Annotated in this window: 17 protein-coding genes; 14 read left to right on the forward strand and 3 right to left on the reverse strand. The window is 68.6% G+C overall.

Annotated features, from left to right (window positions below; translation table 11 throughout):
• Window positions 1-47: 47 nt before the first annotated feature.
• On the reverse strand, window positions 48-482 hold the full coding sequence (locus ABGB19_RS15660; protein WP_347686887.1) for a DUF5318 domain-containing protein: 435 nt from the start codon (window positions 480-482) through the stop codon (window positions 48-50).
• A gap of 112 nt (window positions 483-594) precedes the next feature.
• On the opposite strand from ABGB19_RS15660, the gene ABGB19_RS15665 reads away from it, so the two are divergent.
• From ABGB19_RS15665 to ABGB19_RS15715, 11 genes are all read left to right on the forward strand, one after another.
• Window positions 595-1,440, forward strand: a complete 846-nt coding sequence (locus tag ABGB19_RS15665; protein ID WP_347686888.1) for an acyl-CoA thioesterase domain-containing protein — start codon at window positions 595-597, stop codon at window positions 1,438-1,440.
• Window positions 1,441-1,489: 49 nt separating this feature from the next.
• On the forward strand, window positions 1,490-2,359 hold the full coding sequence (locus ABGB19_RS15670) for a DUF1707 domain-containing protein (protein ID WP_347686889.1): 870 nt from the start codon (window positions 1,490-1,492) through the stop codon (window positions 2,357-2,359).
• Between the two features lie 112 nt (window positions 2,360-2,471).
• Entirely contained in the window at window positions 2,472-3,026 is a 555-nt protein-coding gene (locus ABGB19_RS15675) for a PadR family transcriptional regulator (protein ID WP_347687208.1), read from the forward strand.
• A gap of 27 nt (window positions 3,027-3,053) precedes the next feature.
• The gene (locus tag ABGB19_RS15680; protein WP_347687209.1) at window positions 3,054-4,151 is read left to right on the forward strand and encodes an inositol-3-phosphate synthase; all 1,098 of its coding nucleotides are present in this window, start codon (window positions 3,054-3,056) and stop codon (window positions 4,149-4,151) included.
• Window positions 4,152-4,184: 33 nt separating this feature from the next.
• Complete coding sequence (locus tag ABGB19_RS15685; RefSeq protein ID WP_347686890.1) at window positions 4,185-5,093, forward strand: alpha/beta hydrolase; 909 nt, start codon at window positions 4,185-4,187, stop codon at window positions 5,091-5,093.
• A 65-nt stretch (window positions 5,094-5,158) separates the two neighbouring features.
• Window positions 5,159-7,051, forward strand: a complete 1,893-nt coding sequence (locus ABGB19_RS15690; RefSeq protein ID WP_347686891.1) for a PhoX family phosphatase — start codon at window positions 5,159-5,161, stop codon at window positions 7,049-7,051.
• A gap of 22 nt (window positions 7,052-7,073) precedes the next feature.
• Entirely contained in the window at window positions 7,074-7,874 is an 801-nt protein-coding gene (locus ABGB19_RS15695; RefSeq protein ID WP_347686892.1) for an LLM class F420-dependent oxidoreductase, read from the forward strand.
• A 52-nt stretch (window positions 7,875-7,926) separates the two neighbouring features.
• Window positions 7,927-8,604 carry a GntR family transcriptional regulator gene (locus tag ABGB19_RS15700; protein ID WP_347686893.1) on the forward strand — a complete coding sequence of 226 codons (678 nt, stop codon included), beginning with the start codon at window positions 7,927-7,929 and terminating at the stop codon, window positions 8,602-8,604.
• A gap of 48 nt (window positions 8,605-8,652) precedes the next feature.
• Window positions 8,653-10,425 carry an ABC transporter substrate-binding protein/permease gene (locus tag ABGB19_RS15705; protein ID WP_347686894.1) on the forward strand — a complete coding sequence of 591 codons (1,773 nt, stop codon included), beginning with the start codon at window positions 8,653-8,655 and terminating at the stop codon, window positions 10,423-10,425.
• On the forward strand, window positions 10,425-11,162 hold the full coding sequence (locus ABGB19_RS15710) for an amino acid ABC transporter ATP-binding protein (RefSeq protein ID WP_347686895.1): 738 nt from the start codon (window positions 10,425-10,427) through the stop codon (window positions 11,160-11,162). Before ABGB19_RS15705 ends, ABGB19_RS15710 begins: the two co-directional genes overlap by 1 nt.
• 58 nt (window positions 11,163-11,220) lie before the next feature.
• Entirely contained in the window at window positions 11,221-11,664 is a 444-nt protein-coding gene (locus ABGB19_RS15715) for a MarR family transcriptional regulator (protein ID WP_347686896.1), read from the forward strand.
• Here the strand turns inward: ABGB19_RS15715 and ABGB19_RS15720 are convergent, their stop codons facing one another.
• Complete coding sequence (locus ABGB19_RS15720) at window positions 11,665-13,005, reverse strand: glycogen debranching protein (RefSeq protein ID WP_347686897.1); 1,341 nt, start codon at window positions 13,003-13,005, stop codon at window positions 11,665-11,667.
• 54 nt (window positions 13,006-13,059) lie between these two features.
• Between ABGB19_RS15720 and ABGB19_RS15725 the strand changes: the two genes are divergently transcribed.
• Complete coding sequence (locus ABGB19_RS15725; protein ID WP_347687210.1) at window positions 13,060-13,728, forward strand: SDR family oxidoreductase; 669 nt, start codon at window positions 13,060-13,062, stop codon at window positions 13,726-13,728.
• A gap of 54 nt (window positions 13,729-13,782) precedes the next feature.
• On the opposite strand, the gene leuS is transcribed toward ABGB19_RS15725, so the two are convergent.
• The gene (gene leuS, locus ABGB19_RS15730) at window positions 13,783-16,638 is read right to left on the reverse strand and encodes a leucine--tRNA ligase (protein ID WP_347686898.1); all 2,856 of its coding nucleotides are present in this window, start codon (window positions 16,636-16,638) and stop codon (window positions 13,783-13,785) included.
• 201 nt (window positions 16,639-16,839) lie between these two features.
• Between leuS and ABGB19_RS15735 the strand changes: the two genes are divergently transcribed.
• Together ABGB19_RS15735 and ABGB19_RS15740 are read left to right on the forward strand one after the other, a co-directional pair.
• The gene (locus tag ABGB19_RS15735; RefSeq protein ID WP_347686899.1) at window positions 16,840-17,838 is read left to right on the forward strand and encodes an LpqN/LpqT family lipoprotein; all 999 of its coding nucleotides are present in this window, start codon (window positions 16,840-16,842) and stop codon (window positions 17,836-17,838) included.
• Between the two features lie 78 nt (window positions 17,839-17,916).
• Window positions 17,917-18,264 (forward strand): hypothetical protein, encoded by a 348-nt coding sequence (locus tag ABGB19_RS15740; RefSeq protein WP_347686900.1) that lies wholly within the window; start codon window positions 17,917-17,919, stop codon window positions 18,262-18,264.

The raw sequence follows: 18,264 nt of genomic DNA on the forward strand, positions 1-18,264 counted from the left end.
CGAGTCCTGAACGGACCTCGTTGGCTGACCGGTCGTGGCGCCCTTCGCTATTCACTGGCCGTGCGCGCACGATTGCGCGCGGGCTGGGTGCTCTTCGGTCTGCGCGTTCCCTTGGGTGGTGGGACCGCGCCGAGCACGTATGACTTGACCAGATGATTCCAGCTGCAGGTGCGGCATACCTCCACCACATGTACCGAGAACTCGTCGTATCGGGTCGCCAGCAGGACCAACTCCTCGGCGGTGCGGGCCGATCCGGATACCGCACCGAGATGATCGCCGAACACCCACGACACCAGGGTGAGCTGTTCCTTGCGGCAGATCGGGCACATCACCGAACTGGGCTTTCCGTGGAACTTCGCAGCGCGCAGCAGGTAGGGGTTGGCGTCGCACACCTCGGAGACGCCGGTGCGCCCCGAATAGACCTCCGCCAGCAGGGACCGTCGCCGAAGCGCGTAGTCCACCACCTGTCGCTGCAATCGCACGGAGACCAGAGTACGTCGGCGATCCGACCGCCGAGGCGCGACGGCTCCGCTGAGCCCGTCTCTAAGGTGTTTGATCACCGACGTTGGGCCACCCCCCGGAGCAGGAGAATCGATGTTGGACGGGCACGACTTCGCCCTCGACGGCGGTCCGGTCGATGAGCGGACGAGCCGGTTCACGCGCGAGCTCCCCGAACACTGGTGCTTCGACGGGCGGGCGTTCGGCGGATACACCTCGGCACTCGCACTCGCGGCGGTGTTCGCGCACAGCGGGCGCGCGGCCGCCGCCTCGCTGTCGGTGACCTTCGTCGAGGGCGGTGTCCCGGGCCCGCTCGAGATCGAGGCCCGCACCATCCGCGGTGGTCGGACGGCCGCGGCGGTCGAGGCGGTCATCGGCCAGCACGGCCGGACCATCCTGATCGCGAGCAGCTGGCTGGCCGACGGCTGGCTGGGTCCGCCGTCGGTGGACGCGCCGGTGCCGTTCGGCCGCTACGGCACGCCACTGCCCGACCCGGAGTCGGGCACGTCGCTGGACTGGATCGGCGAGACGTATCCGTCGCTGCGGTTCGCCCATCGCCGGGGCGTCGACTACCCGAGGGGCCTGACCGAATTCCAGGACCGCCGGCCGCAGGTAGCGCTGTGGGTCCGCATCGACGGCCGGGACAGCGGGGATCCGGCTGGCGACCCGCTCGAGCATCCGCAGATCGCCGACGTGCTGCACGCCGACGCGCATCTATTCGACGCCCCCGGCAAGGTCTCCGGGTTCGTCGACGCTTGGCTGCTGAGCCTCGACCTGAACCTGGTGTGGCAGCCCGGAGCGCACCTGCGGCCGTCGACCGCGTGGCGGCTGCTCGAAGCCGGCGGATCGGTCGGCAGCGGTGGTGTGACGGCGTACGGCTCGCTGCGGGGGCTCGACGGCGCACTCGTCGCGGTGCTGACATCGCAGGGGCTCATCCGCTGACGGGTCGTCCGAATCACCGATCGGCGGGGGAACTCTTACGATCATCGTCGTGGCAGCGAGCAGGTCCGGGCGGCAAACGGCGGGAACACGGGCGAAGGACAGCGACCGGAACGACACGTGCCAGATCCTCGACAGCGCGCTCGGCGAGGGCCAGCTGTCGATGACCGAACACGGGGAGCGGGTCAAGGCGGCCACCACCGCCACCACGCTGGGTGAGCTGCAGGCGCTGGTGTCGGATCTGCAGACCCGCAATGCGCCGGTGCAATTGCCGCATCTCAAGTCGGCGCGGCCGAAGCTGCCGACCGGAAGCGGCGGCCTGGGATTGCGGCTCGCGGTGGCCGGTGTGCTCGTGGTGCTCGGCATCGCGATCGGCTGGGGCCTGTACGGAAACACCCCCTCGCCGCTGAACTTCACCTCCGACCCGGGCGCCAAGTCCGACGGCATCGCCCCGGTGGTGCTGACCCCGCCCAAGCAGTTGCACTCACTCGGTGGCTTGACCGGGCTCATCGAGCAGATGAAGCAGCGCTTCGGCGACACCATGGGCTACCGGCTGGTGGTATATCCGGAATACGCGTCGCTGACCCGGCCGGATCCCACCGAGGAGCGCCGCGAACTGAACTACACCTACCGCGGCGGCTGGGACGATCCGAGCACGAGCTCCAAGACCAGCGACGCCACCGAGGTGGACCTGGTCAAGTTCGACGCCAAGGCCGTCGTCGGCGTGCTGCGCGGTGCACCCGAAACTCTGGGCATCAAACCCGAGGACGTGAGCAGCACCTACCTCAGCATCGACTCGAGCCGCGATCCGACGACGCCCGGCGCACTGTCGATCGACGTGTACGTGTCCAGTGACTACGGCAGCGGCTACATCGAGCTGGCCGGCGACGGCACCGTCAAGCAGATCAACTACCCCTCCTGACCGCGTGACGTTCGCGGGCGGGTAACCCTTTGTTCGCGCCGAATATATCGGCGCGATACTATGGTGCGAGGTGTCGAATCGCCGTAACGGATGAGCAAAGGGGGTGGCCTCGGTGTTGGAATTGGCCATCCTGGGACTTCTCCACGAATCGCCGATGCACGGCTACGAACTCCGCAAGCGGTTGACCGGGCTGCTCGGCGCCTTCCGGGCGTTTTCCTACGGCTCGCTCTACCCGGCGCTGCGGCGCATGCAGACCGACGGCCTCATCGTCGAGGACGCGGCGCCGGACGGCACCCCGAAGATGCGCCGCGCACGGCGCGTCTACCAGCTCACCGAGAAGGGCAAGCAGCGCTTCACCGAGCTGGTGGCCGACACCGGCCCCCAGAACTTCTCCGACGACGGATTCGGCGTCCACCTCGCCTTCTTCAACCGCACCCCGGCCGAGGCCCGGATGCGGATCTTGGAGGGGCGCCGTCGCCAGGTAGAGGAACGCCGTGAGGGCCTGCGCGAAGCAGTGGCGCGGGCGAGCAGCTCAATCGACCGGTACACCCGCCAGCTACATCAGCTCGGGTTGGAGTCCAGCGAGCGCGAAGTCAAGTGGCTCAACGAGCTGATAGCGGCGGAGCGGCTGAGCCAAGGGCGCTCAGACAATCCAGTGCAGCCGTAGGCATTACCGAATTCAAGTACGACAGGGATTACGAAGGGAAGAGCCGTCATGGCAGCTAATGCGGAGGTAAGGGTCGCGATTGTCGGTGTGGGCAACTGCGCATCCTCCCTTGTTCAAGGCGTGCAGTACTACCAGGACGCCGACGAGACAGCCACCGTTCCGGGGCTGATGCATGTGCGGCTCGGCCCGTACCACGTCCGCGACGTGAAGTTCGTCGCCGCGTTCGACGTCGACGCCAAGAAGGTCGGCTTCGACCTGTCCGAGGCGATCTACGCGTCGGAGAACAACACGATCAAGATCGCCGACGTGCCGCCGACCAACGTCACGGTGCAGCGCGGCCCGACGCTCGACGGCATCGGCAAGTACTACGCCGACACCATCGAGGTCTCCGACTCCGACCCGGTGGACGTCGTCGCGGCGCTCAAGGACGCCGAGGTCGACGTGCTGGTCTCCTACCTGCCGGTGGGCAGCGAGGAAGCCGACAAGTTCTACGCCCAGTGCGCGATCGACGCCGGCGTGGCCTTCGTCAACGCGCTGCCGGTGTTCATCGCGTCCGACCCGGTGTGGGCGAAGAAGTTCGAAGACGCGGGCGTGCCGATCGTCGGCGACGACATCAAGAGCCAGGTCGGCGCGACGATCACCCACCGCGTGATGGCCAAGCTGTTCGAGGACCGCGGCGTGCAACTCGACCGCACCATGCAGCTCAACGTCGGCGGCAACATGGACTTCCTCAACATGCTCGAGCGCGAGCGCCTCGAGTCGAAGAAGATCTCCAAGACCCAGGCAGTGACGAGCAACCTGCAGCGTGAGTTCAAGACCAAGGACGTGCACATCGGCCCGTCCGACCACGTCGGCTGGCTCGACGACCGCAAGTGGGCCTACGTGCGGCTCGAGGGCCGCGCGTTCGGTGACGTGCCGCTGAACCTGGAGTACAAGCTCGAGGTGTGGGACTCGCCGAACTCGGCGGGCGTGATCATCGACGCGGTGCGCGCGGCCAAGATCGCCAAGGACCGCGGCATCGGCGGCCCGGTGGTCGCGGCGTCGGCGTACCTGATGAAGAGCCCACCGCAGCAGCTGCCCGACGACATCGCACGCGCGCAGCTCGAGGACTTCATCGAGGGCTGACTTCGTCTCCGGACCGTTTTGTAGGGTCCTCTCGTGACGGAAATCTCGCCTGACGACGAACTGGCCGCGCTGTCGGAGTTCATCTTCCTCGAGGAGAACGCCCGGCAGGCCGGTCTCGAATCGGTGCCGGCGGTCGAGCGCATCGAGTCGGGCCCGATCAGTGCCCTGAAGTTCGGGGCGGGTTCGCCGCGCATCGTGTTCCTGCACGGCGGCGGCCAGAACGCCCACACGTGGGACACCGTGATCGTCGGGCTGGGTGAACCGGCGCTGGCCATCGACCTGCCCGGCCACGGCCGCTCGGCGTGGCGCGAGGACGGCGACTACGGTCCGAAGCTCAACGCGGTGACCGTCGAACCCGTGGTGCGCGCGCTGGCTCCCGACGCCGCCCTGGTGGTCGGGATGTCACTGGGCGGGCTGACGGCGTTGCGGCTCGCCGTGTCTGCCCCGGAATTGGTACGGCGGCTGGTGCTGGTCGACGTGACGCCGTCGGCGCCGGAGCGGCACACCGAGATGACCGAGGCGCAGAAGGGCACCGTCGCGCTGGTGGACGGGAACCGGACGTTCCCGTCGTTCGACGCCATGCTCGAGGTGACGGTCGCGGCGGCGCCGCACCGTGATCGGGAGTCGTTGCGGCGCGGCGTCTTCCACAACGCCAAGCGGCTCGACGACGGCAGCTGGACATGGCGGTACGACACCTTCCGTAAGGGCGAGGGCTTCTCCGGTTTTCAGGGCCTGTGGGACGACGTGCCCCGGCTCTCGGTGCCGACGACCCTGGTGCGCGGCGCCAACTCGTTCTTCGTCAACGATGATGACGCGGCCGAATTCGCCACGACGGCACCGGGATTCAAGGATGTACACATCGTCGAGGACTCTGGGCACTCGGTGCAGAGTGACCAGCCGCTCAAGCTGATCGAGATCCTGCGCGGAGTGCTCGCCGAGTAGGGGCGCGTGCCACGACTGTAACGTGGTGGCACGTTTGCGCGATCCTGAAGACCGGTGGGGTCGCGGTGCTCGCCGTCGGCGCCGGATCGGTACTCGCGGCCTGTGGCGGCGACGAGCAGCCCGCCGCGACCCCCTCGTCGTCGGCGGCTCCCGGCGGGACGCCGCCCGGTATGCGGTTCGCCTCGGTGGCGCCCAACCGTGAGGATGCGGTCGTCGTCCCCGACGGCTACCGGCAGGCGGTCGTCATCAGCTGGGGCGACCCAATCCTCGAAGGCGCACCGAAATTCGACGTCAACAATCAGACCGGCGCCGCACAGCGCGGCCAGTTCGGCTTCAACAACGACTTCGCCGGCCTGCTGCCGATCCCCGGCCAGCAGAACCGCTTCCTGCTGGTCACCAACTTCGAGTACGTCGACCCGATCTTCATGTTCCCCGGCTACGACAAGGACAATCCGACCCGCGAGCAGTTCGACGTCGAGATCGCCGCCGTCGGCATGGGTGTGGTCGAGGTCGAGCGCACGCCCCAAGGGCTCAAGCCGGTGATCGGCCGCTACAACCGCCGCATCACCGCCGACACCCCGATGACGCTGACCGGGCCCGCCGCAGGCACCGACCTCGTCAAGACGCTTGCCGACCCGAAGGGGCGCACCGTCGCGGGCACCTTCGCCAACTGTGCGGGCGGCGTGACTGCTTGGGGCACAGTGCTTTCCGGCGAGGAGAACTTTCAGGATTACTTCGGCGGCGCGGACGGCGCGCCCGCGCCCAGTCCCGTCGACGCCGACCGCCTCGACCGATACGGCGTCTCCCTCGAGCCCTCCGCGCTCAAGTGGGAGACCTTCGATCCGCGCTTCGATCTGGTGGCAACGCCCAACGAACCCAACCGCTTCGGCTACGTCGTCGAACTCAACCCGTGGGACCCTGACTCGACGCCCGTCAAGCACTCCGCGATGGGCCGGCTCAAGCACGAGGGCGCCAACATCTACATCACCGACGACGGCACCGTGGTCGCCTACACCGGCGACGACGAGCGCTTCGACTACATGTACAAATTCGTGTCGAGCAAGAAGATGCGCCCTGGCGGCCAGAACGGATCGGATCCGGCTGCGATGGCGCACAACATGACGCTGCTCGACGAGGGCACGCTGTACGTCGCCAAGCTCTCCAGCGACATCCCGGCCAACGAGATCGACGGCTCGGGCACGCTGCCGTCGAAGGGCTCGTTCACCGGCACCGGAACCTGGCTGCCGCTGCTGCGCTCCGGGCCGAACGGGCAAGCCGAGTCTCTGGTCGACGGCATCTCGCCGCAGGAGGTCGCCGTCTTCACCCGGATGGCCGCCGACAAGGCCGGCGCGACCAAGATGGACCGGCCCGAGGACTTCGAGGCCGACCCGACGACCGGCAAGGTCTACGTCGCGCTGACCAACAACTCCAAACGCGGCGCGGCCGGCGAGGCCCCGCCCGACGCGGCCAACCCCCGCAACGACAACAAGAGCGGCCAGGTCCTCGAGATCACTGACGACCACGCAGGCACCGACTTCACCTGGGACCTGCTGCTGGTGTGCGGCGACCCCGCGGCCGCCGACACCTACTTCGCGGGGTTCGACAAGACGAAGGTCAGCCCGATCTCGTGCCCGGACAACCTGGCCTTCGACAGCCACGGCAACCTGTGGATCTCGACCGACGGCAATGCGCTGGACTCCAACGACGGCTTGTTCGCGGTCGCGTTGGAGGGCCCGAACCGCGGTGAGACCAAGCAGTTCCTGACGGTTCCGGTCGGCGCCGAAACGTGCGGGCCCGTCATCACCGACGATCTGGTCACCGTGTGCGTACAGCATCCGGGCGAGAACGACGACAACAGCATCGATAATCCGCTGTCGCGCTGGCCCGAAGGCGGCAACGGCACCGCGCGGCCGTCGGTGGTGGCGGTGTGGAAGTCCGACGGGCGGATTGGCGCCTGACCGAACGGGGAATGACGCAGCAGTGAGCCAACCGATCCGCATCGGCGTGCAACTGCAGCCGCAGCATTCCCCGCAATACAGTCACATCCGCGACGCGGTACGCCGTTGTGAGGACATCGGCGTCGACGTCGCCTTCAACTGGGACCACTTCTTCCCGCTCTACGGCGACCCCGACGGCGCGCACTACGAATGCTGGACGATGCTGGGCGCCTGGGCCGAACAGACGTCGCGCATCGAGATCGGCGCGCTGGTGACGTGCAATTCGTATCGCAATCCCGAACTGCTCGCCGACATGGCCCGCACGGTCGACCACATCAGCGACGGCCGGCTCATCCTCGGCATCGGATCGGGCTGGAAGCAGAAGGACTACGACGAGTACGGCTACGAGTTCGGCACGGCGGGCAGCAGGCTGGACGACCTCGCCGCTGCGATGCCGCGCATCACGTCGCGGCTTGCCAAGCTGAACCCGCAACCGATCCGCGACATTCCGGTCCTCATCGGTGGCGGCGGCGAGCGCAAGACGCTGCGCCTGGTCGCCGAGTTCGGCGACATCTGGCACAGCTTCGCCGACAGCAGCGAATACCCGCGCAAGGCCGAGGTCCTCGCCTCGCACTGCGCCGACGTGGGCCGCGACCCCGGCGCCATCGAGCGGTCCGCCGGGGTGTCCGGCAAGACGCATGACGCACTGCTCGCCGAGGCCGACGCGCTGGCGGGCCTGGGCGTCACGATGCTGACCGTCGGCGTCAACGGACCGGCCTACGACCTGTCGGAAGCGGAGGCGTTGTGCCGCTGGCGCGACCGCCGTCAAACCGAAGACGGCTGAAGCTGCGTAACACCTACGGCTGGTGCGTGCGGCGTGAGACACTGTCGCCGCCATGCCCAAGAAGTATGGGGTCAAGGAAAAAGACCTCGTGGTCGCGCATGTTGTCAACCTGGTCCTGACCGGCAAACTTCGGTCCGGGGACCGGGTGGACCGCAACGAGATCGCGCACGAACTCGGGCTGTCCCGGGTGCCGATCCAAGAAGCCGTGGTGCAACTCGAGCACGACGGCATCCTGTCCACCCGCTATCACCGCGGCGCGTTCGTCGAACGGTTCGACGAGGCCGTCGTGCGCGAACACCACGAGCTCTACGGGGTGCTGACCGGGACGGCGGCGGCGCGGGCCGCGACCGCAGCGGATCGCGGCGTCATCGACCGGCTGACCACGCTTCTGGGCGTGATGCGCAACGCCAAGGACTCCCGGGCGTTCCAGGAGGCGGCGTGGCAGTACCGCGGCGTGATCAACGACGAATACGCCGGCCCCCGGTTGGCCGCGATGATCCGCGCCTCGCAATCGTTCATCCCCCGCCCGTTCTGGGTGGCATACCTGCGCAACAGCGACGAGATGCTGCCGATCTACGAGGCGGAGACCGCGGCGATCGAGCGTGGCGACGCCGACGCGGCGCGCGCGGCGTGCGTCGCACGCGCCGATGCGATGGGCCGCATCATGCTGGCCGAACTGGTGCGCCGTGGGGTGTTCCGCGCAGCCGGCGCTCCGTCCGTTGCGTTCTGATTGAGCACAACGCGGTGTAGTTGCGCCGCCGGTCGATACGTTGCAGGGATGACCCGGCTCACCAAGGCGGTCGTTGTAACCCTGACCCTGCTGCTGCTGGCCGCGATGTCGACGGCAGGTCCGGCGCACGCCGACGTCGACCAGTGCGCGCCGCCGGGGATCGAGAGCGCCAGCGCGCTGCCCACCAATCTGGCCGCTGCGGCCACGGGCCCCGACGAAGACAGGTACACGACCGCCGGCGTCGCACCCCTGTCGGCGATCGACGTCGATGCGCTGGGGCTCAGCACGCCCGGCACCCTGACCGTCGGCACCCTGTCCGATGCCCCGCCGAGCATCTGCATCGACTCCGCGGGCACGTTCACCGGTTTCGACAACGAGCTGCTGCGCGCGATCGCCGACAAGCTCGGACTGCAGATCAACTTCGTCGGCACCGAGTTCTCCGGGCTGCTTGCTCAGGTCGCCTCGCGCCGGTTCGACGTGGGCTCGTCGTCGATCACCACCACCGAGGCGCGGCGGCGCACCGTCGGGTTCACCAACGGCTACGACTTCGGCTACTTCTCGCTGGTGGTGCCGGCCGGCTCGCCGATCACCGGTTTCGACGAGCTCGCCGCCGGCCAGCGCATCGGCGTCGTGCAGGGCACGGTGCAGGAGTCCTATGTCATCGACACGCTGGGCTTGCAGCCGGTCAAGTTCCCCGACTACAACACCGTGTACGCGAGCCTGAAGACCCGGCAGATCGATGCGTGGGTGGCGCCGTCGCAGCAGGCGTCGGGCACCGTGCAGCCCGGCGATCCCGCCGAGATCATCGAAAACACCTTCAGTCTGGACAATTTCGTCGCCTGGGCGGTCGCCACCGACAACCGGCCGCTGATCGACGCGTTGAACTCCGGGCTGGACGCTGTGATCGCCGACGGCACCTGGGCACGGCTGTACTCCGACTGGGTGCCGCGCGCGCTGCCGCCCGGCTGGAAGCCCGGGTCCAAGACCGCACCGCCGCCGCAGCTACCCGACTTCAACGCGATCGCCGCGGAGAACCAGGGTGTCCCCGCACCACCGGCGCCACCGAAATCGACTCTGGCGCAACTGAAGGAGTCGTTCCTGGACTGGGAGCTGTACAAGCAGGCGATTCCCGACCTGCTGAAGACCGGGCTGCCCAACACGTTGATCCTGACCGTCAGCGCGGCCGTCATCGGGCTGCTGCTCGGCATGGTGCTGGCGGTCGCCGGCATCTCGCAGCGGCGATGGCTGCGCTGGCCGGCGCGGGTGTACACCGACATCTTCCGCGGGCTGCCGGAGGTGGTGATCATCCTGTTGATCGGCCTTGGCGTCGGCCCGGTGGTGGGTGGGCTCACCGGCAACAACCCCTACCCGCTGGGCATCGCCGCGCTCGGCCTGATGGCCGCGGCCTACGTCGGTGAGATCTTCCGATCGGGTATTCAGAGCGTCGAGTCCGGGCAGATGGAAGCGTCTCGGGCGCTGGGCTTTTCGTACACGACGTCGATGCGGCTGGTCATCGTGCCGCAGGGCGTGCGGCGCGTGCTGCCTGCACTGATGAACCAGTTCATCTCGCTGCTGAAGGCGTCGTCTCTGGTCTACTTCCTCGGACTGGTGGCCGACCAGCGTGAGCTGTTCCAGGTCGGCCGCGACCTCAACGCGCAGACCGGGAACCTGTCGCCGTTGGTCGCCGCGGGGCTGTTCTATCTGATGCTGACCGTGCCGCTCACCCACCTGGTCAACTACATCGACAACCGGTTGCGGCGCGGACGTCGTCCGACGCAGGAAGACCCGCTTCAGCTGTCCACGTCGCAGGAGATGATCTGATGGCGGATTTCGAGCCGGTGTCGTTGAGCGCCAGCGATATTCACTTGTCCTTCGGGCCGAATCCGGTGCTGCGCGGGGTGGACCTCGACGTGCCCGCGGGCACCACGACCGCCGTGATCGGCCCCTCGGGTTCCGGCAAGTCCACTCTGTTGCGGACGCTCAATCGCCTCCACGAGCCCGACCGCGGCGACATCCTGCTGGACGGCCGCTCGGTGCTCGCCGACAATCCCGACAAGCTGCGCCAGCGCATCGGGATGGTGTTCCAGAGCTTCAACCTGTTCCCGCACCGCAGCGTGCTGGATAACGTGACGCTCGCCCCGCGAAAGCTCAAGCGACTCGACGCCGACGCGGCCCGCGAGCTCGGGCTGGCCCAGCTCGACCGGGTCGGGTTGCGCAATAAGGCAGACGTGCGGCCCACGACGTTGTCCGGCGGCCAGCAGCAGCGGGTCGCGATCGCGCGGGCTTTGGCGATGGCGCCGCAGGTGATGTTCTTCGACGAAGCCACCTCGGCGCTCGACCCGGAACTCGTCAAGGGCATCCTCGCGCTGATCGCCGACCTCGGTGCGGACGGCATGACGATGGTGGTGGTCACCCATGAGATGGGCTTCGCCCGGTCGGCGGCGGATGCCGTGGTGTTCATGGATCACGGCGCGGTGGTCGAGTCGGGGCCTCCCGAGCGGATCTTCGACGCGGCCGAGACGGACCGGCTGCAGCGGTTCCTTTCGCAAGTTCTTTGAGATTTACGTGACCGTCATTCCAACCTGGCAGGAGCAGACAGGTTAGACTGACTGAATTATGGCGGACGCGGAACCGCACGTCGCTGAGTTGGCGGGGGAGCTCCAACGGGTGCTCTCCCGGGTGTTCTCCGTGCTGCGCCGAAGTGACACTCATCGCGCGGACACCGGCGACCTCACGCTGGCGCAGCTGTCGATCCTGCTGACGCTGCTGGAGCAGGGGCCGATCCGGATGACCGATCTGGCCGCCCACGAGCGCGTTCGAACCCCCACCACCACCGTCGCGATCCGCCGGCTCGAGAAGCTTGGGCTGGTCAAGCGGTCGCGCGACCCGTCGGACCTGCGCGCCGTGCTTGTCGAGATCACCCCCGAGGGGCTGGCCCAGCACCAGGAGGCGCTGGCCGCCAGGCGCGCTCACCTGGCCACTCTCCTGACCAAGCTCGGGCCCGAAGACCTCGAGACCCTGACCAAGGCGATCGGCCCGCTCGAGCGGATCGCCGAGTAACTAGCCCAGCCAGTCCAGCACCGCTGCGGCGGTCCACGACTGCTGCATACTGCCCAGCGGCTCGCCGGTGAAGGGTTCGTAGTACTCGGCGAACGCGCCGTCGCTGGCCTGGCGCAGGCCCTCCTGTCGCAGCTGCCGGGATCGTTCGGCCCAGCCCCGCCGGGCGAAGCACCAGGAGAACAGCCAGGTCATCACCGGCCACACCGGCCCGCGCCAGTATTCGCGCGGCCGGAAGTCCCGCGAGACCGGCGACGTCGAGGGGACGCAGGCGTACTTCAGGTCCGGATGCCCGCAGAACCGCGGACCCTCGAGCAGCTTCACCAGCGCCCGCTCCCTCTCGTGCGGAAGCCCGCCGCACAGCAACGGCGCGAACTGCGCGACCGTCTCGGTGGCCACCCACCTGCCCGCGCGTACGTCGTAATCCCTTGCCGCACCAGTCCGTTGGTCGGCGGCCTCGATGACGCCGCGGCGGAACCGCTTGCCCCATGCGTAGAGGTCGCGCACGTCGGCGTTCGGGCGGCCGTAGTCCTCGCCGATCTCGGCCAGGACGTCGCAGGCGACCGCGAGGATCGCCGAGACGAAGACGTCCTCGACCGCGAAGCTCATCACCTTGGGCAGCAGGTCGTCGTCGTAGCGCGCCGACTTCATCTCCTCGAGCAGCCACAGGTAGCGGTCGTACTCGGGGTCAGAGGGGCGCTGGCTGGCGTCGGTGACGATGGTGTTGTCCTCGCGCTGGTACTCCGGCACGTTGCCGGGGATCACGTTGGCGTAGGCGCTGTCCCAGCGCGGTGAGTTGTCCATGCCCGATTCCCAGCCGTGGTACAGGGTCACACGGCCGTGTTCGTTGGGGTCGCGGGCCTCGACGAGCCAGCGGTGCCAGCTCACCAGCTCATCCCAGCGGCGGTCGAGGAAGGCCTCGGCGACCGCGCGGGTGGACCGCCCGCGGGTGCACGCCTGGTCGAGGATGCGCTGCACCGCGATCGCGTGCACCGGCGGTTGGGTGATGCCGGAGGTGTGCCGGCTGCGCGGCGCGTGGACGGCGAGGGCCGAGGTGGCCCAGCGCGCGGGGCCCGGGAAGTAGCCGTCGACGCCGTTGGCGAAGACGATGTGCGGGATCATGCCGTTGGTCCACTGCGCCGACAGCAGCGTGTCGAGTTCGACGACGGCACGCTCGACGCTCAGCGGGGCCAGGCCGATGGCCACGAAGGCGGCGTCCCAGCTCCACATATGCGGGTAGAGCAGCGGCGCCGCGGTGGTCATGGTGCCCAGGTCGTTACCCCGCAGCAGGTACGCGGCGCGGGCTGCGAGCTGCGTCGGGGCGAACGTCGGATCGTGGGCCATCCGTTCAATAATGCGACGGGAGTGGTCGGCGTGCAGGTCGGTAGGGTGACCGACATGCCGACGGCGATGATCACGGGCGCGTCGAGGGGGCTCGGATCGGCGCTCGCGACGGCGCTGGCGCCGACGCACACGCTGTTCCTGGCCGGCAGGCCATCGGCGGAGTTGGATGCGGTCGCCGAGCGATTCGGGGCCACCACGTGGCCGATCGACCTCGCCGACGTGGACGCGATGGAAGCCGTCGTCGAGCCGATCGTGGAGCTGGACGTGTTGATCCACAACGCGGGCACCGCGTATCCGGCGCGCGTCGCCGAATCGACCGTCGACGAGTGGCGCGCCACCATGGCCATCAATGTCATTGGCGCCGTTGCGCTTACGCTCGCGCTGCTGCCGGCGCTTCGCACCGCGGGCGGTCACGTGCTGTTCGTCAACTCCGGTGCGGGGATCAACGCCTCACCGGGGCTGGCGTCGTACTCGGCGAGCAAGTCCGCGCTGCGGTCGTTCGCCGATTCGCTGCGGGCCGACGAACCGTCGCTGCGGGTCACGTCGGTGCATCCGGGCCGGATCGCCACCGAGATGCAGGAGGGTCTGGTCGCCTACGAGGGCGGCGAGTACGACCCGTCGCGATTCCTGAGCCCCGAGAGCGTGGCCAAGGTGATCGCCGACGCGGTGCACTCACCGCCGGACGCCCACGTCCACGAGGTCATCGTCCGCCCGCGCGGGTGAGTTGTGCGTGATTTCGTGCTCTGAGCGCTCGTTTTCACGCCCGAATCGCAAAAGTCAGAGGACGATGTTGACCAGGCGGCCCGCCACCACGATCACCTTCTTCGGCGTGGCGCCGTCGATGAAGGCCTGCACCTTCTCGTCGGCCAGCGCCGCGGCCTCCAGCGCGTCGGCCGTCGCGTCGGCGGCCACGGTCACCCGGCTGCGGACCTTGCCGTTGACCTGAACCGGATACTCGACGCTGTCCTCGACGAGGTACTGCTCATCGGCCACCGGGAACGGCCCGTGCGCCAGCGACGTGTCGTGGCCCAGCCGTCGCCACAGCTCCTCGGCCAGGTGCGGGGCCAGCGGCGCGACCATCAGCACCAGCGGCTCGAGCGCTGCACGCGCCGTCACGCCCTGCTTGGTCAGGTGGTTGGTGTACTCGATCAGCTTGGCCGCCGCGGTGTTGTTGCGCAGGTTCGTGTAGTCGTCGGATACGCCGGCGATGGTGCGGTGCAACAACTTCAGCGTCTCGGTGTCGAGCGCCTCGTGCTCCGAAACCCGCTCGCCTCCGGTGTCCTCGTCGACCACCAGCCGCCACACCCGCTGCAGGAACCGGTGCGCGCCGACGACATCCTTGGTGGCCCACGGCCGCGACGCCTCCAGCGGGCCCATCGACATCTCGTACACCCGAAGCGTGTCGGCGCCGTAGTTGTCGCAGATCTCGTCGGGTGACACCGAGTTTTTCAGGCTCTTGCCGATCTTGCCGAACTCCTGGAAGACCTCGGTCTCACCGTCGGCGCCGGCCCAGTAGAACTTGCCGTCACGTTCGGTCACCTCGGCGGCGGGCACGTAGGCGCCGCGTTCGTCGGTGTAGGCGAACGCCTGGATGTAACCCTGGTTCACCAGCCGCCGGTAGGGCTCGCGCGAGCTGATGTGGCCGAGGTCGTAAAGCACCTTGTGCCAGAACCGCGCGTACAGCAGGTGCAGCACCGCGTGCTCGACACCGCCGACGTAGAGGTCCACCCCGCCGGGATCGTCGGCGCCGTGTTCGGCGGGCCGCGGGCCCATCCAGTACGCCTCGTTCTCCTTGGCGCACAACGCTTCGGAGTTGTACGGGTCGGTGTAGCGCAGCTCGTACCAGGAGCTGCCCGCCCACTGCGGCATCACGTTGGTGTCGCGGGTGTACGACTGCAACCCGTCGCCGAGGTCCAGTTCCACGTTCACCCATGACGTCGCCTTGCCCAGCGGCGGTGACGGCTCGCTGTCGGCGTCGTCGGGGTCGAACAACACCGGCGAATAGTCGGGCACATCCGGCAGCTCGACCGGCAGCGCGGACTCCGGCAGCGGGTGAGCGCGGCCGTCGGCGTCGTAGACGATGGGAAACGGCTCGCCCCAGTATCTTTGGCGGGCGAACAGCCAGTCGCGCAGCTTGTACTCGACACGGGCCCGCCCGCGGCCGTCGGCCTCGAGGCGCGACGTGATGGCCTCCTTGGCCGCCGCGACCGTCATTCCGTTGAGGTAATCGGAATTGATGACCTCGCCGTCGCCGCTGTAGGCGCACTCGGTGATGTCACCGCCCGCCACGGTCGCCACGATGGGCAGGCCGAACTCGTGGGCGAACTCCCAGTCGCGCTGGTCGCCGCCTGGCACCGCCATGATCGCCCCGGTGCCGTAGCCCAGCAGCACGTAGTCGGCGATGAACACCGGAATACGTTGTCCGTTGGCGGGGTTGACCGCGTACGCCCCGAGGAACACACCGGTCTTGGTCTTGTTCTCCTGACGCTCCAGGTCCGATTTCGCCGCGATCGCCGCCCGGTAGGAGGCCACCGCGTCGGCGGGGGTGGCGGCGCCGTAGGTCCAGCGGCCGTCGACACCCGCGGGCCACTGGTCGGCGACCAACCGGTCGACCAACTCGTGCTCGGGCGCCAACACCATGTACGTCGCGCCGAACAGCGTGTCGGGGCGCGTGGTGAAGACCTCGATATCACCCTCGTCAGGTGGCGAACCTGCGCGAAACAGCACAGTGGCGCCGGTCGACCGGCCGATCCAGTTGCGCTGCATGGTCTTGACCTTCTCCGGCCAGTCCAGCAGCTCCAGGTCGTCGAGCAGTCGATCCGAGTACGCGGTGATGCGCATCATCCACTGCCGCAGCCGTTTCCGGAACACCGGGAAGTTTCCGCGCTCACTGCGACCGTCGGAGGTCACCTCTTCGTTGGCCAGCACGGTGCCTAGCCCAGGGCACCAGTTCACCAGCGAGTCGGCGCGGTACACGAGTCGATATCCGTCGACGATGTCGGTGCGTTCACCGGCCGACAGCGACGACCACGCCCTGCCGTCGTCCAAAGTCCGTACGCCGGAGTCGAACTCGGCCACCAGCTGAGCGATCGGCCGAGCCTTCTGCATCGACGGGTCGAACCAGGCGTTGTAGATCTGCAGAAAGATCCACTGTGTCCACTTGTAGTAGTCGACATCGGTCGTGGAGAAACTGCGGCGCGAGTCGTGGCCGAAGCCCAGCCTGCCCAACTGGCGTTTGAAGTTGACGATGTTGGCCTCGGTACGGATCCGCGGATGGGTGCCCGTCTGGATCGCGTACTGCTCGGCAGGCAGACCGAACGCATCGAATCCCAACGCGTGCAACACGTTACGCCCGGTCATCCGGAAGTAGCGGGCGTAGACGTCGGTGGCGATGTAGCCCAGCGGATGCCCGACGTGCAGCCCTTCGCCCGACGGGTACGGGAACATGTCCTGGACGAACATCTTGTCCGCGGGCACCCGCGTCCCGTCCGCGGGCGCCAGCGACCCGACCGGATTCGGCACGTCGAACGTGCCGGCCTGGGCCCACCGCTGCTGCCAGGCGCGCTCGATCTCTCCGGCCAGCTCCGCGGTGTAGCGGTGCTGCGGGGTGTCGGTGGTCGGCGCTTCTGTCACGTGAACAGGGTATAAGCACTGCGACGGCGCTCCTGCGCTAGCGGGTGCCACCCCGGCCCCGGCCACGGGTTGGTATCGGTTCCGTTGCGGGGAAGTCAGAACACGGTTGCAGCTCGATTCCAGCCCTGGTGACGCGTGTCCGCAGCTGGTTATGGTCGGCGCCTGACCAATCCCCCGTGCAGTTCGGAAGGACCGACGCTGATGATCGAGATCGCCCCGCGCTGGCGGATTCTGGCCGCGGGCGTGGCCACCGCGACAGCCGGCGTCCTCGGCTTCGCCGGCACGACCGCCTCAGCCGAGCCCCTCCCGCCGCAACCGCCGCAGCCCGCGCCTGCCACGGTCACCCAGACCGTCACGGTGGCACCCCGTGCGCTCACGGATGTGAATTCGGCCACCACCGTCGCGCCCGCCGGCGTAGCGCCCGCAGGCGTCTCCCCCGGTCTGGCGACACCCGGCGCCGTCACGGCAGCACCCGGCGCCGTCGCTGCAGCGCCCGGCGCGGCAGCCGCGCCTGCCGCCATCCCTGCGGTGCCCGCGATCCTGCCGGCCCGGTCCGGCACGCTCGCGGAGTTCTTCGAGTCGAAGGATGTCCAGCGCGAACCGCAGTCCAGCCGCGACTTCAAGGCGCTCAACATCGTGCTGCCGATGCCCCGCGGCTGGGCGCACATCCCCGACCCGAACGTGCCCGACGCCTTCGCGGTGATCGCCGACCGGGTCGGCGGCAACGGCTTGCACTCGTCGAACGCGCAGGTGGTGGTGTACAAGCTGATTGGCGACTTCGATCCGCGGGAGGCCATCAGCCACGGCTTCGTCGACAGCCAGCAGCTGCCCGCCTGGCGGTCCACCGACGCGTCGCTGACCGAAATCGGCGGCATGCCGTCGGCCCTGATCGAGGGCACCTACCGCGAGAACTCGATGACCCTGAACACCTCGCGGCGCCACGTCATCGCGACCGCAGGGCCGGACCGCTACCTGGTGTCGCTGGCGGTGACCACCAGCGTCGATCAGGTGGTGGCCGCCGCCGACGCCACCGACGCGATCGTCAACGGCTTCCGGGTCAGCGTTCCCACACCGCCGGGCGCGACTCCCCCAGCGGCACCCGGCCTTCCTGCCGCGCCGGCGCCCGCACCCGCGGCACCCGCAGTGCCCGCACCCCAGTCCCCTAGCAAGCTGGGGCCCCATTTGGGCCTACCGGGGTAGGCGTGTCCCCCGGGCGAAGCCTGGCGCCCGGGGGACGCCCGTTCGGGGTTCATCGCTGCGCCTCGTATCCTGGGTCGCATGCTCATCGCCGCGGTGCTCAGCCTGTGTGCGGCCGTCGCAACCGCGGCAATCGGGCTGTGGCTGCTGAGCCGCCCCCGCTCCGGTGATCCCGTGCAGGGCGTGCTGCGGTCGGTGGCCCCCACTCAACTGGCCGCCGCCGCGATGCTCGCCGCGGGCGGCGTCGTCGGCCTGACCGCCGCGCCCGGCACCGGCGTGCTGGTGCTCACGGTGTGCGTGCTCGGCGCCATCGGCACGGTGGCCGCGGGATGCTGGCAGAGCGCGAAGGCAGTGGCCCGCACGGAAGCCGCCGCGGGCACGGGCGGTTGCGGCAGCGCATGCGCCAGTTGCACGCTGCCCTGCAGCTGA

Origin of the sequence: Mycobacterium sp. B14F4, from assembly GCF_039871645.1 — a bacterium.
In the GTDB taxonomy this organism is placed as follows: Bacteria; Actinomycetota; Actinomycetes; order Mycobacteriales; family Mycobacteriaceae; genus Mycobacterium.

What these genes read in the sequence shown, in the direction of transcription:
- ABGB19_RS15735 (WP_347686899.1), top strand. Translation starts at nt 16,840, where the DNA reads ATGATCGAGATCGCCCCGCGCTGGCGGATTCTGGCCGCGGGCGTGGCC.
- ABGB19_RS15740 (WP_347686900.1), top strand. Translation starts at nt 17,917, where the DNA reads ATGCTCATCGCCGCGGTGCTCAGCCTGTGTGCGGCCGTCGCAACCGCG.
- ABGB19_RS15665 (WP_347686888.1), top strand. Translation starts at nt 595, where the DNA reads ATGTTGGACGGGCACGACTTCGCCCTCGACGGCGGTCCGGTCGATGAG.
- ABGB19_RS15710 (WP_347686895.1), top strand. Translation starts at nt 10,425, where the DNA reads ATGGCGGATTTCGAGCCGGTGTCGTTGAGCGCCAGCGATATTCACTTG.
- ABGB19_RS15705 (WP_347686894.1), top strand. Translation starts at nt 8,653, where the DNA reads ATGACCCGGCTCACCAAGGCGGTCGTTGTAACCCTGACCCTGCTGCTG.
- ABGB19_RS15715 (WP_347686896.1), top strand. Translation starts at nt 11,221, where the DNA reads ATGGCGGACGCGGAACCGCACGTCGCTGAGTTGGCGGGGGAGCTCCAA.
- ABGB19_RS15700 (WP_347686893.1), top strand. Translation starts at nt 7,927, where the DNA reads ATGCCCAAGAAGTATGGGGTCAAGGAAAAAGACCTCGTGGTCGCGCAT.
- ABGB19_RS15720 (WP_347686897.1), bottom strand. Translation starts at nt 13,005, where the DNA reads ATGGCCCACGATCCGACGTTCGCCCCGACGCAGCTCGCAGCCCGCGCC.
- ABGB19_RS15725 (WP_347687210.1), top strand. Translation starts at nt 13,060, where the DNA reads ATGCCGACGGCGATGATCACGGGCGCGTCGAGGGGGCTCGGATCGGCG.